We start from the raw sequence: 12,915 nt of genomic DNA on the forward strand, positions 1-12,915 counted from the left end.
GCCTCAGGATAGCAGCGGCAGAAGGATGCGCAATTCGGTCCGGTGATCGGCGCTGGCGATCGCGATGCTGCCGCGATGCCCCTCGACGATCCATTTCGCGATCGACAGGCCCAGCCCGGTGCCCGACTGGTTCGCCTGCGCCGGCTGGCGGGCGCGATAGAAGCGGCTGAAGACGAAGGGCAGCTCGGCCGCCGGGATCTCGGGACCGTCGTTGGAGGCCGCGAACTGCGCCATGCCATCGGCGCACGACAGGTCCACGCGGATGGTCGAGCCCGGATCGGCATACTTGATGGCGTTGTCCAGCACGATCAGCATCGCCTGCGCCAGACGGCCGGCATCGCCCTCGATGCGGCATGCGTCGGCGGGCAGCGATGTCGCGATGCCGACCCCGTTCGCCTCGGCCAGTACGGCGGCGTCCGACAGCGCGATCTCGACCACGTCCTGCAGGTCCAGCGGCTGCATGTCGAAGCGGATCGCATCCACTTCGGCGCGGGCGAGAAACAGCAGGTCCTCGACCAGCCGGGTCATCTGCTGGCACAGCTGGACGATCCGGTCCAGCGTCTCGCGATGCTCCTCGACCGTGCGGCTGCCGCCGCGCAGCGCGATTTCCGCCTCGCCGCGCAGCACGGTCAGCGGCGTGCGCAGCTCATGCCCGATATCGGCAAGGAACAGCATCCGCATGTGGTCCAGCTTCTGCAGCCGGGCGTTGGCCTCTTCCAGCTGCGCGGTGCGGCGCGTCACCTCGGTCTCGAGGCCCGACTGCACCTCCAGCAGGGCGCGGCGCTGCACCTCGAGGCGCGAGGCGGCGTTGTCGATCTGGGCGGCGAGGTGGGCGAATTCATCGCCGCCGCGATAGTCGATGCGGTGGGCAAGGTTTCCGTCGGCGATCTCGCGCGTGGCCGTTTCCAGCGCCGCGATGGGCCGGGTCAGCGACCGCGCCAGCAGCAGCGCCCCGATGGCCGAGATGGCGAAGGCCGCCGCGGTGACGATGCTGATGATCCATTCCAGGTCGCGTTCAAGCCGATTGGTCTCGAACTGGTAACGCTCCAGCTCGGCCTCCTCGTCCGTGATCGCGGCGTTGATATGCGCCTCGAGGGCGGTATCCAGGCTTTCCTCGATCTCTTCACGGAAGATCTGGATGGCCTCGTCCAGCCGCCCCTGGTCGCGCAGCAGCAACAGCCGCTGCGTGCGCATGTCGATATCCTCGTAGAGCGTCCGCATGTCGGTCACGCGGGCCAGTTCGGCCTCTTCCTCGGCGCGGTCGGCGGGCAGGGTGGTGATCGCCAGCTCGTCGCCGATCAGATCCTCGAGCCGGCCGAGGCTTTCCTCGAGACTGCTGCGCGCCTCGTTGAAATCATCAAGTTCCGTCCGGCCCAGCAGAAGCAGTTCGGCCACGTTCTCGGAATAGCGGTTCATCGCCGCCGACATGCGGATCACGCTGTCCAGCTGTTGCCCGGCCAGCCGGTTGCGGTCCACATAATAGTCAATCCTGTCGAGATAATACCATGTCACCGCCGCCACGCTGAGCAGCATGGCCGTCACCACGACCTGAAAGCTGAGGATCTTCAGGCGGATCGTCATCGGACTGGTCCTGCGTCTGTTGCCGATCCGACGCGATCCGTCCATCGGCGAAGGTGATGACCCGGCGCGAGGCGCGGATCGTCTCGGGGCGGTGGGCGACCACGATGCGCGTCGGCGCCAGACGGGCAAGGGCGGCGTTCACCGCGGATTCGCGCGCCACGTCCAGATGGCTGGTGGCCTCGTCCAGAAGCAGCAGTCCCGGCGACCGGTAGATGGCGCGGGCCAGCAGGATGCGCTGTTTCTGCCCGCCCGACAAGACCGTGCCCATGTCGCCGATCAGCGTGCCATAGCCCATCGGCATCGCCGTGATGTCGTCATGCACCGCCGCCAGCGTGGCGCAGTCCTCGATCCGGTCAGGATCGGGATTGGCGGCAAAGAAGGCGATATTGTCGGCGATCGAGCCTGCGAACAGCGTATCGTCCTGCATCACCACGCCGATCATGCTGCGCCAGCGGTCGGGGCCAAGCCGCGCCATCGGTTCGCCATCGACGAGGATGCTGCCCCCGCTGGGCTCCAGCAGGCCGGCCATCAGCTTCAGCAGGGTGGTCTTGCCGCAGCCAGAGGGGCCGGCAAGCGACACCCATTCGCCCGGCTCGATGCGCAGGCTGATGTTGCGCAGGATCAGCGGATCGTTGGTGCTGTAGCGGAACGACACGTCGCGCAACTCGATGCCCACCGGCGTGATCGGGCCGGCCGGGCGCGGATCGCTGCGCGGCTCGGGCCGGGTCAGCGCGATGTCGGCCAGCCGCTCGGCGTGAAGGCCCAGCATCCGCAGTTCCACCAGCATGTCGATTAGTCCGCTGACCCGGCGCAGGAACAGGTCCTTGTAGGCGAGGAACGCCACCAGCAGACCCACCGAGAAGCTGTTGGTCAGGACCATCCGCGCGGCCAGATAGACGATGCCGATGGTCAGCACCCCCAGCAGCAGCATGTTGGCGGTCTTGAACAGCAGGTTCAGCCGCTGCGTCACCAGCTGCCGGTTGACCGTCTCGACCAGCAGGTTCAGCCAGCGGGCGCGGCGATCCTGCTGGCCGCCCATCAGCTTGATCGCCTTCATGCCGCGCAGGCTCTCGAGGAAATGGCTGTCGCCGCGCGCCTCCCAGATGATCGCCTCGGCCGAGGCCCGGCGCAGCGGCGCGTAGGACGCCCAGCGCAGCAGCCCGTACAGCATCGCGCCGCCCAGCGCGATCAGCGCCAGCAGGGGCGCCAGTACGAACATCAGGATCAGTGTCAGCACGCACATCATCCCGTCGAGGATCGCCACCACCAGATCGCGCGTCAGCGTCTGCAGGATGGTGTCCTGCGAATCGAAGCGCGACATCACGTCCGCGACATGGCGGGTCTCGAAATAGCTGGCGGGCAGGTTCAGCAGATGGCTGAACAGATTGGCGCGCGCCTGCACCTTCAGCGAGGCGCCAAGCGTGATCATCAGCCAGCCGCGCAGCGCCGTGACGCCGGTCTGCACCATCAGCAGCAGGCCGAAGGCGATCGCCAGCGTGGCCAGCAGGCTTCGGTCGGCCGAGACAATGGCGTTGTCGATCGTCAGGCTGAGAAACAGCGGGGCGAGCAGCGCGAACACCTCGATCGCCAGCGCCAGCAGCAGCAGGTGCCCCAGCGCGCGGCGCAGGCCGGTGATGTGGCCCAGGAGGGCGCGCAGGCGGATGCGGGGCGGTGCCTCGGCGGGCTCGAACCCGCCGGTAGGCGTCAGCTCCAGCGCGACCCCGGTGAAATGGCGCGACACCTGGTCGAAGGGCAGCCGGCGCAGGCCGTCGGCGGGGTCGTGGATCACGATGCCGCTGCGGCTGACCGATTTCAGCACGACGAAATGGTTCAGGTCCCAATGCAGGATCGCCGGGGTGCGCAGCAGGTGCACCTCGTCCAGGTCCAGCCGCAGGGGGCGCGAGGCAAGGCCGATGTGGTCGGCGACCGAGATCACGTCCTTCAGCGTCGCGCCCTTCAGCGAAAAGCCGAAGCGCCGGCGCAACTCGGCCGGATCGGTGGCGCGGCGGTGATAGCCCGCGATCATCGCCAGCGAGGCCAGCCCGCATTCGGCCGCCTCGGATTGCAGGATCATCGGCAGCCTGCGCCGCCAGCCGAATTGCAGCCCCGCCGTCACGCTCATGCCGGGTTGCCCCCCCGCAGGGAATACAGCGGGTCCAGAACCCATTCCCACAGCCGCCGCCGGTCGATCTGGATGTCGGCCTGCAGTGTCATGCCGGGTTGCAGCGCGGCGGGGCGGCCATAGGCGGTCGCTGTCTGCGCCGCCAGATCGACGGTGATCCGGTATACCGGCTGCCCCGAGCCACCAAGCGCCGCCAGCGGTTCGGTCGCGGCCGCCGCCTCGGCCAGTTCGCCCGCGCCGACCGTTGCGCGCGAGACGCTGCGCACCACGCCCTCGTATTGGCCGAACTTCTGGTGCGGATAGGCGTCATAGCGGATCAGCACACGCTGGCCCGGCTCGACAAAGCCGATATCGCGGCTGGGGCCGTAAAGCCGCGCCTGCATCCCGGCACCCGCCGGGATCAGCGTCAGCAGCGGTGCCGCGGCCGAGATGGCATCGCCAGGCGTCGCGCGCAGGGCGGTGACGGTGCCGGCGCGCGGCGCGGTCACGACGGTTTCGCGGGCGGCCTCGGCCTCGGCAAGCTCCTGGTCGATCTGGGCGATGGCGCGGTCGATCTCGGCCAGTTGCAGCTGTTCGCGCAGCGGCCGCTCGGCGATTTCGGCCTGCAGTTCCACCCGGCTGCGGTTGACGGTGGCGCGGGTGCGCTCCAGCGCCTGCAGGGCCAGCGCCTGGTCGAAGGCGGCCTCTTCGGCGCGGTGCAGGTCGTCGCGCGTGGCAAGGCCCCGTTCGCCGAGCCCGCGCAGCCTTTCCGCCGCCGCCTCGGCCAGTGCCACGCGGTCGCGTTGCAGCGCGAATTCGGCGTCGAGGCTGTCGGCCTCGGCGGCGATCACGGTCAGCCGGGCCTGCTGCGATTCGGCCTGCCGCGCAAAAAGCGCGCGATGGCTGTCACGTTCGGCGGCAAGGCTGTCGCGCCGCGTCCGCAGCGCCCGCAGCACCTCCTGCCCGGTCTCGCCAAAGGCGCCGCTGCTGCGTTCGCCCGACAGCAGCGCCAGCACCGCGCCCTCGGCGACCTGCTGGCCTTCCTGCACGGGAACCTGCGCCAGCACGCCCGATTGCGGCGCGACCACCTGCAGCAGCCCCTGTTGCGGCGCCAGCCAGCCCGACAGCCGCACCTTTCGGGTGTATTCCCCGAACGCGATCAGCGCGACCACCCCGGCCACGATGGCAGCAGCGCAGACCGTCAGCAGCGAGTGCGAGACGCGCGGCACCAGCAGCACCGATCCCAGCCAGCGGTCCTGCTGCTCGGCCAGCGCCTCGGGGCGGAACAGGGGGGCCGCGTCGTCGCGCATCCTAAAGGTCTTCGACGTAGGTCTCGGTCACGGTGACGCTGACCTCGACCATCTTGCGCCGGCGTCGCAGCGACAACACCGTGGCCAGCCGGTCGTCGAAGAAATCCTTCAGCAGCGGCGGGCGCATGGCGCGGTAATAGAAGGCCGGGTCCTCGATCACCGGTTCGGCCGCGACGGCCTCCAGCTCGTCGCGGCGGCTGACGGTCTGGATGATGACGGGTGCATGGGTGATGCCCGCCATCCGCAGCGCGGTGGCCCGGTGATAGCCGTTGTGCAAGACGACCCGCTTGCCCCAGCGGATGCCGCTGAGGAAATTCGAGCCCAGCCCGACGATCGCGCCGACGACCCCCGCGATCGGGCCGGACGGTTGCAGATCGCCGACCTGACCGGGCCGCAGCAGGGTCGTCTCGTGAAAGCGCAGGTCGTTGGAATCCGACAGGAAGGCAAAGCGGTCGCGGCCCAGCCGGCGCCATTCCACCCGCGCATCCCGGCGTTCCAGAGGCTGGCAGAACCGGAACAGATCGGCGGGCGGCATCCCGGCCTGCGCGCGCGCGGCCAGCCCCTGCACGAAGGGCAGCGTCACATGCCGCTGGCTGACGACGATCCGGTCCAGCTCGACCATCTCGATGGTTGTCGGCACCCGGTCGAAGGTCTCGCGATAGAAGCCCTGCGCCTGCAGTTCCTCGGCCAGCGGCCGCATCGCCTTCGGCAGCTTGCGGCAGCGGATCCTGTCGGCAAGCCCGGCCTCGCTGTCCTCGAGATCGGCCAGGTGGTCGTTGGCCTGCCGCCAGCGGGCGATGATCTGGTCGCGGCGCGGGCCCTTGCCGGCCATGTCGCGGAAATCGCGGCGCACCACGTCCAGGAAGTCCTGCAAGGGCGGCTGGCCCATCAGCCACAGCTCGTCCTGCGGGCCGGGGATGGCGGGGTCGCGGTTGCGGTCAGGGTCGGGGGATGGGGCGAATTCGAAGGGCATGGAACCTCGCGGCGAACTGCCCCGAAGCCCGTGCGGGCTTCGGGGCAAGGGGGCCACCGGCATCAGCTGTTGCTGGTGTTGCGGCTGTTGCCGCCGCTGTTGCCGTTGCTGTTGCCGCCGCTGTTGCTGCCGTTGCGGCGACGCGCCTTGCGCCGCAGCCGGCGATTGCGGCCCCGGCCACCGGCGCCATAGACTTGCTCGAGTTCCAGTTCGTTGAGGTCACGCATGTGGTTGCTCCTTTCGGGTTGATGCAGGCGAACCTGCCTTGCCCGACCAGAAAAGCAGCCGCGGCGCGACGCGCCAACCGACCCGGCCCGAAGCCGGGGGTTTCTTCGAGAATTCTAATCCTGCTCTTCGAAAAGGTTAACCTCGGGCGCCGGGATGGCCCCTTTTCAGCAAGGGGGCGCTGCGCCACGGCACCGGCGTGGGAGGCGATTCGGGCGCCGCTCAGGGCAGCCAGACCTCGACCGTGCCGTTGCGCGGCAGCGGCCGGAAATGGGTGAAATCCGACACGGCGGCGTTTCGGCGCAATCCGATCAGCCGGTCAAGCTGCCGGGACAGGGCGCGGTCCGAGGCGTGGAAATAGCGGATGTCGCGCCGGCCGATGGCAAAGCCGACCTCGCGGATCTCGACCTCGCCGGCGCCGGCCGCGCGCAGGCGCCGGGCCAGATCGCGCGAGGCCTTTGGCCCGGATTGCGCCGGATGATGAATCACCACCCGCGCCTGCGACAGGTCGCGATCAGCCGGCGGGGCAGTCGTCCGGGCCGCCGCCGGGGCGGCGGCGGTCGCGGCGGGGCGCGGCGCGGGCTTTGCCTGCGGAATGGTGGCTTCCTGCGGCGGGCCTGCCATCTGCGGCAGGTGCCGCCAGATCTGCCGGGCGGTCGGAACCTCCTGTGCGGCGGCGGGCAGGCACGCAAGGCAGGCAATCGCGCCGATCAACGCGGCGGCAAGGCCCGGACTTCCGGCGCGGCGGCCGGTCAACTGGTCATCGGTCATGTGAAATCACCTCTTCGCGCAATAGCCTTCGCGCCAGAAGGATAGCGGGCCACCGGGCCGTGTCACCTCACCTTGCGGTCAACCGGCGCCCGGCCGCGCATCGGGCGCAGGCTGGCTCAGCGGCGGCCGAGCAGCGCCAGCGCCCCGCCCAGCAGCGCGCCCGCGACGGCGCCGCCCAGATGCGCCTGCCAGGCGATCGCGGGCATCGCCAGCGTCAGCGCCACGTTCAGCGCCAGGATCAGCGCGACGCTGCGCCACATCCGCCCCATCGGCCGCCGCCGGCGATGGCCGATCACCGCGGCCTGCGCGACCAGCGCGGCGGCAATGCCGAACACCGCGCCCGAGGCTCCGATCATCGGGCCCGCGGCGGGCCGCATCACCGCGAACAGCGCCGCCGCCGCAATCTGGCTTGCCAGATAGATCCCGGCCATCGTCGCGGCGCCCATCAGCCGGAACAGTTCGCGCGCGACGACGGCCAGCGACAGCATGTTCATCGCCAGGTGCAGCAGCCCAGCATGCAGCAGCCCATAGCTGAGGAACATCAGTGCGGGCTGGCCGGGATACAGCGGCGCGCCGCCCTGCAGAAGTTCGCTCCAGAAGCCCGCCAGCATCAGGCTGGCCGGGCGCGCGGCCGGATGGCCCGCCAGCGCCGCCAGCTGCAACCCCAGCTCGATCAGGCAGCACAGCGCGATCACGGCCACCACCCAGCGCGGCAGTTGCGGCGCGGGTCGCGGCGCCGGAGGGGCGGGTCGTGTCACGCGCGGAAGATCAGTCATCCGCGCGGATCTGGCGTGCCTCGTCGATCAGCATGATCGGAATGCCCGACCGGATCGGGAAGGCCAGTCCCGCCGCCTTCGAGACCAGCTCCTGCCGGTCGGCGTCGTAATGCAGCGTGGTCTGCGTCACCGGGCAGACCAGCGCCTCGAGCATGTGGCGGTCGAAGCCGGGCGATGGCGGGGCATCGGTCATTGCAGCCGCTCCTCGTGGTCGTCGCCGCCATGCAGCGCGAATTCGATCAGCCCCATCAGCAATTCGCGCCGGTCCGACAGCGAGGGCGATTCCAGCAGGGCCTGCTTGTCTGCGGCCGAGAAGGGCAGCATCATCGACAGCGAGTTGATCAGCGCCTCATCTTCGGATCGCGCGGCGGCGTCCCAGTCGGTCGACAGCTCGTGCGCGTCCATGTAGCGGCGCAACAGGCCGAACAGGGCATCGCGGTCCAGCCCCGCATCCTGTTCGCTGCCCTGCAGGTCGCGCCCGAAGGACGACCAGTCGACGACGCCCTGCACATAGGGCGCAAAGCCTTCCTGCGTCTCGCCCAGCCGGAACCGCGACACCGCGCGCAAGGACAGCATCATGCGCCCGTCATCGGTTTCGGAAAAGGCCACGACGCGGCCGGCGGTGCCGATGGCGGCAAGCCCATCGCCCTCGGGCTGGATCATCCCGATCAGCCGGTGATCGGTCTTCAGCGTGTCCTCGAGCATCTGCAGGTAGCGCGGCTCGAAGATGTGCAGGGGCAGCCGGGCGCGCGGCATCAGCACTGCGCCCTCAAGGGGGAACAGCGCGATGCGCGCGGGCAGGTCGAAGCGCGGCCCCATCAGGCGAAGATCAGCGACGACAGCCGGCGGCGGCCCTTCTGGCCGACCGGATCGGTCGGCTTGAGGCTGTCGAAGATGGTCAGAAGCTGGGCCTTGGCGGCGCCCTCGTTCCAGTCGCGGTCGCGGCGGAAGCTGTCCAGCAGCACGTCGATGGCGTCCTCGACCCGGCCCGCCGCGTGCAGGGCCTGCGCCAGTTCAAGTCGGGCCTGCTGGTCGGCGGGATCGGCCTCGACGCGGGCCTGAAGATCGGCCAGGGGGCCGGCGCTGGCGGCCTGCCGGGCAAGATTCAGCTGCGCGCGGGCAGCCTCGAGGGGGGCGGCCCCGGAAATCGCCGGCGGCACCTGCTCCAGCGCGGTCCCGGCCGCGGCGTGATCGCCAAGGGCCAGCCGGGCGCGCACCAGCCCGGCCCAGGCCTCGGGGTTCTCGGGCTCTTCGCCGATGATCGCGCCGAAGGTCTCGACAGCGTCCTCGAGCGCGCCTTCCTCCAGCATGGCCTCGGCGGCGGCCAGCGCGTCGGCCAGCCCGCCATCATCGCCGCCCAACGCCACCAGCTTGTCGACGAACTGGCGGATCTGGCTTTGCGGCAGCGCGCCCTGGAAGGCATCGACCGGGCGGCCCTGGAAGAAGGCGTAGACCGTCGGGATCGACTGCACGCGCAGCTGCCCGGCGATCATCTGGTTCTCGTCCACATTCACCTTGGCCATCCGCACCCGGCCCTTGTGGCGGCCGACCTCGGCTTCGAGCTGCGGCCCGAGCGTCTTGCACGGGCCGCACCACGGCGCCCAGAAATCGACGATTACCGGCACGGTCATCGATGCCTCGACCACCTCGGCCATGAAATCGGCCTCGGTCACGTCGCGGATGAAGTCTGCGGTCTGTGGCGCGTCGCCCGCGCCCTCGAAAAGCATGGTCATGTCAAATCCACCTGGTTCGGGCCCGACGGACCGGGCCGTATCACTGCGGTTGCCCGCAATATGGGGCGTTGCCGGCGCAAGCGAAAGGGTCGATCGCCGCGCCGCCGAAGGACGGTCTAAAGGTCGAAGCTGGCGAAGACCGGCACATGGTCGCTTGGCTGGTCCCAGCCGCGCACCCCGCGCAGCACCCGGCTGCCATGCCCGGCTTGCGCGATGTCGGGGCTGGCCCAGACATGGTCCAGCCGCCGGCCGCGATCGGCCGCGTCCCAGTCGCGGGCGCGATAGCTCCACCAGCTGTAAAGCTGTCCTTCGGGGATGTCCTGGCGGGTGATGTCGACCCAGCCGCCCGCCTCCTGCGCGGCCAGCAGGTGATCCACCTCGATGGGAGTATGGCTGACGACCTTCAGCAACTGCTTGTGCGACCAGACGTCATCCTCGCGCGGGGCGATGTTGAAATCGCCGACCATGATCGCGCGCTCGGGCCGGTCGGCGTGGAACACGTCGCGCATCTCGGCGACGAAATCCAGCTTTTGCGCGAACTTCTCGTTCACGGCGCGGTCGGGAATGTCGCCACCGGCGGGAACATAGATGTTGTGGATGGTGACGCCGTTTTCCAGTCGCGCGGCGACATGGCGGGCATGGCCCAGCCGCGCCCAGTCGCGGTCGCCGGCATCCTCGATCGGCAGCCGCGACAGGATCGCCACGCCGTTGTAGCCCTTCTGGCCTCGCGCGACGACATGGCCGTAGCCAAGCTCGCGGAACTGCGCCAGAGGGATCTTGTCGACCGGCGACTTGCATTCCTGAAGGCACAGGATGTCGGGGGCCTCGTCGCGCAGCAGCCGGGCCACCAGACCCTCGCGCAGGCGGACCGAATTGATGTTCCAGGTGGCAAGCGTGAACATGGCGGGCTCCTTTGCGGGCGGACCCTAGCGGCCGGCCGGGGCGCTGTCGAGCCGGCAGCCGCAATCGGCGCTTGGTGATCCGCCGCGGGGCGGCTAGGCATCTGGAAAGGCAGGCGGAAGGGGCGCACAAATGCAGTTGACCGTGGACGAGGCCCTGGCGCGGGGCGGCAGCGGACGTTTCCAGTGGCGGCTGCTGGGCATCTTCGGGCTGGTCTGGGCGGCCGACGCGATGCAGGTGATCGCGGTGGGCTTTGCCGCGCCCTCGGTCGCCGCCAGCTTCGGGATCGAGCGCGTGACCGCCCTGCAGATCGGCACGCTGTTCTTCCTGGGCATGTTCGTCGGCGCCTTCGCCTTCGGGCGCATCGCGGATCGCATCGGGCGGCGCAACATCCTGATCCTGACCGTGGCGATGGATGCGGTGTTCGGCCTGGCCTCGGTCTTTGCGCAGGATTTCACCATGCTTCTGGCGCTGCGGTTCCTGACCGGGGTGGCGGTCGGCGGCACGCTGCCCGTCGATTACGCGATGATGGCCGAGTTCCTGCCGCCGCGGAACCGCGGCCGCTGGCTGGTCTGGCTCGAGGGGTTCTGGGCCGTGGGCACCATCGTCATCGCGCTGACCGCATGGATCGCCGCCAGCCAGGGCGCGGCGGCGCCGTGGCGCTGGATCTTCGCGATCGCCGCGCTGCCGGCGCTGATCGGGGTGGGGCTGCGCATCTGGGTGCCGGAATCACCGATGTATCTGGTCCGCAAGGGCCGGCAGGCCGAGGCTCGCGCCGTCCTTGACCGGATCCTCGCCGCGAACCGCGCGGAGGCGCTGCCGCCCGAGGCCGTCCTCGTGCCGGCGCCGGTGCCCGAGGGGGCCGAGACCTCGATCTTCTCGGCGCTCTTGCGCGGCCGCACCCTCGCCATGCTGGCGGTGTGGTTCCTGGTCTCGCTGTCCTATTACGGGGTCTTCGTCTGGGTGCCGGGGCAACTGGCGACCGAGGGCTTCGGCTTCGTGCGCGGTTACGGCTTCCTGGTGATCCTCGCGCTGGCGCAGATCCCCGGCTATGCGCTGGCCGCCTGGGGCGTCGAGGCCATCGGCCGCCGCGCCACGCTGATGGCCTTCCTGGTCCTCAGCGCGGCGGGCTGCGCGCTGTTCACCGTGGCGGGCGGTACGCTGTCGGTCGCCGCCGCGCTGATCCTGATGAGCTTTGCCCTGCTGGGCACATGGGGCGCGCTTTATGCCTGCACGCCCGAGCTGTACCCGACCCATCTGCGCGGCACCGGCATGGGCACCGCCAGTGCGATGGCGCGGCTTGGCGGCATCCTGGCGCCAAGCCTGCTGGCCATCGCCTTCGCGCGCGGCTTCGGTTTCGCCATCGGCGTCTTCGCGGTGCTGCTGCTGCTGGCGGCGCTGGCGCTGCTGCTGGTGCGGGCCGAAACCCGCGACCGCGCCATCGGCTGACAGCGTCCCGCCGGGCCGCGCCGGCCGCCGGGATGCAACTTCCGGGCGGCGCGGCGGCTTGAGGATGCATGAACATCGCAGGAGGATCGCATGGGACAGCTGGTTGACGGCGTCTGGAAGGACGAGTGGTACGACACCGAGGCCAATGACGGCGAGTTTCGCCGCGACACCGCGCGACACCGCAACTGGGTGACTCGCGACGGCGCCGCAGGGCAGACCGGGGACGGGGGCTTTCCGGCCGAGACCGGCCGCTATCATCTTTATGTCTCCTATGCCTGTCCCTGGGCGCACCGGGCGCTGATCTTCCGGGCGCTGAAGGACCTTTCCGACCATGTCGGGGTCTCGGTGGTGCATCCCGACATGCTGGCCGAGGGGTGGGAGTTCCGCACCGACTTTCCCGGCGCAACCGGCGATGCGCTGTTCGGCAGCGATTACCTGCGCCAGATCTACACCCGCGCCGATCCCAGGGCGTCGGGCCGCGTCACCGTGCCGGTGCTGTGGGACAAACGGCAGGAGCGGATCGTGTCGAACGAAAGCGCCGACATCATCCGCATGTTCAACAGCGCCTTCGACCGGCTGACGGGGAACGACGACGACTACTGTCCCGAAACCCTGCGCGCCCAGATCGACGAGATCAACGACCGCGTCTATGACAGCGTCAACAACGGCGTCTACAAGGCCGGTTTCGCGACCTCGCAGGGGGCCTATGACAAGGCGGTGGCGCCGCTGTTCGACAGCCTCGACTGGATCGAGGGGCTGCTGGCCAGCCATCGCTATCTGGCCGGCGACCGCATCACCGAGGCCGACTGGCGGCTGTTCACGACGATCTGCCGCTTCGACGCGGTCTATCACACGCATTTCAAGTGCAACCGGCGCCGGGTGGTGGATTATCCGAACCTCTGGGGCTGGGCGCGCGAGCTGTATCAGTGGCCCGGCGTGGCGGCGACGGTGCGTCCCGATCACTTCGTGCGGCACTATTATTACAGCCACGACATGGTGAACCCGCACCGGATCATCCCCATCGGCCCCGACGCCGACTGGACGGCGCCGCACGGGCGAGGCTGAGGGCCCGCGCCGCTGCCGCTTGACAGGCGCG

13 protein-coding genes are annotated in these 12,915 nt (G+C 69.7%); 2 read left to right on the forward strand and 11 right to left on the reverse strand.

All coding sequences use genetic code 11. The annotated features are described in order from the left end of the window. Positions 1 to 3 precede the first annotated feature (3 nt). The 11 genes from Q5Y72_RS15410 to Q5Y72_RS15460 all read right to left on the reverse strand — a co-directional run bounded on the left by Q5Y72_RS15410 (position 4) and on the right by Q5Y72_RS15460 (position 10,372). Positions 4 to 1,581, reverse strand: coding sequence for a sensor histidine kinase (locus tag Q5Y72_RS15410; RefSeq protein ID WP_305964315.1), 1,578 nt, complete (start codon positions 1,579 to 1,581; stop codon positions 4 to 6). After that, positions 1,484 to 3,703: a peptidase domain-containing ABC transporter gene (locus Q5Y72_RS15415; RefSeq protein WP_305964316.1), complete on the reverse strand. Its 2,220-nt coding sequence runs from the start codon at positions 3,701 to 3,703 to the stop codon at positions 1,484 to 1,486. The genes Q5Y72_RS15410 and Q5Y72_RS15415 overlap by 98 nt, the downstream gene beginning before the upstream one ends. Continuing rightward, entirely contained in the window at positions 3,700 to 4,992 is a 1,293-nt protein-coding gene (locus tag Q5Y72_RS15420) for an HlyD family secretion protein (protein WP_305964317.1), read from the reverse strand. Before Q5Y72_RS15420 ends, Q5Y72_RS15415 begins: the two co-directional genes overlap by 4 nt. A gap of 1 nt (position 4,993) precedes the next feature. Next, entirely contained in the window at positions 4,994 to 5,965 is a 972-nt protein-coding gene (locus tag Q5Y72_RS15425; RefSeq protein ID WP_305964318.1) for a hypothetical protein, read from the reverse strand. Between the two features lie 62 nt (positions 5,966 to 6,027). Then, positions 6,028 to 6,192, reverse strand: a complete 165-nt coding sequence (locus Q5Y72_RS15430; protein WP_305964319.1) for a hypothetical protein — start codon at positions 6,190 to 6,192, stop codon at positions 6,028 to 6,030. Positions 6,193 to 6,412: 220 nt separating this feature from the next. Beyond that, positions 6,413 to 6,961 (reverse strand): hypothetical protein, encoded by a 549-nt coding sequence (locus Q5Y72_RS15435; RefSeq protein ID WP_305964320.1) that lies wholly within the window; start codon positions 6,959 to 6,961, stop codon positions 6,413 to 6,415. 116 nt (positions 6,962 to 7,077) lie between these two features. Further along, a complete protein-coding gene (locus tag Q5Y72_RS15440; RefSeq protein ID WP_305964321.1) occupies positions 7,078 to 7,737 on the reverse strand; it encodes a rhomboid family intramembrane serine protease in 660 nt (219 codons plus the stop codon). Then, positions 7,730 to 7,930, reverse strand: coding sequence for a Trm112 family protein (locus Q5Y72_RS15445; RefSeq protein ID WP_305964322.1), 201 nt, complete (start codon positions 7,928 to 7,930; stop codon positions 7,730 to 7,732). The genes Q5Y72_RS15440 and Q5Y72_RS15445 overlap by 8 nt, the downstream gene beginning before the upstream one ends. Next, the gene (locus tag Q5Y72_RS15450) at positions 7,927 to 8,556 is read right to left on the reverse strand and encodes an LON peptidase substrate-binding domain-containing protein (protein ID WP_305964323.1); all 630 of its coding nucleotides are present in this window, start codon (positions 8,554 to 8,556) and stop codon (positions 7,927 to 7,929) included. The genes Q5Y72_RS15445 and Q5Y72_RS15450 overlap by 4 nt, the downstream gene beginning before the upstream one ends. Then, positions 8,556 to 9,464, reverse strand: coding sequence for a tetratricopeptide repeat protein (locus Q5Y72_RS15455; protein WP_371930844.1), 909 nt, complete (start codon positions 9,462 to 9,464; stop codon positions 8,556 to 8,558). Before Q5Y72_RS15455 ends, Q5Y72_RS15450 begins: the two co-directional genes overlap by 1 nt. A gap of 122 nt (positions 9,465 to 9,586) precedes the next feature. Further along, positions 9,587 to 10,372 carry an exodeoxyribonuclease III gene (locus Q5Y72_RS15460; protein ID WP_305964325.1) on the reverse strand — a complete coding sequence of 262 codons (786 nt, stop codon included), beginning with the start codon at positions 10,370 to 10,372 and terminating at the stop codon, positions 9,587 to 9,589. Positions 10,373 to 10,502: 130 nt separating this feature from the next. On the opposite strand from Q5Y72_RS15460, the gene Q5Y72_RS15465 reads away from it, so the two are divergent. Together Q5Y72_RS15465 and Q5Y72_RS15470 are read left to right on the forward strand one after the other, a co-directional pair. After that, on the forward strand, positions 10,503 to 11,819 hold the full coding sequence (locus tag Q5Y72_RS15465) for an MFS transporter (RefSeq protein ID WP_305964326.1): 1,317 nt from the start codon (positions 10,503 to 10,505) through the stop codon (positions 11,817 to 11,819). Between the two features lie 90 nt (positions 11,820 to 11,909). After that, positions 11,910 to 12,884: a glutathione S-transferase family protein gene (locus Q5Y72_RS15470; protein WP_305964327.1), complete on the forward strand. Its 975-nt coding sequence runs from the start codon at positions 11,910 to 11,912 to the stop codon at positions 12,882 to 12,884. Positions 12,885 to 12,915: the final 31 nt, after the last annotated feature.

The organism is Paracoccus spongiarum (genome assembly GCF_030732095.1).
GTDB lineage: Bacteria > Pseudomonadota > Alphaproteobacteria > Rhodobacterales > Rhodobacteraceae > Paracoccus > Paracoccus spongiarum.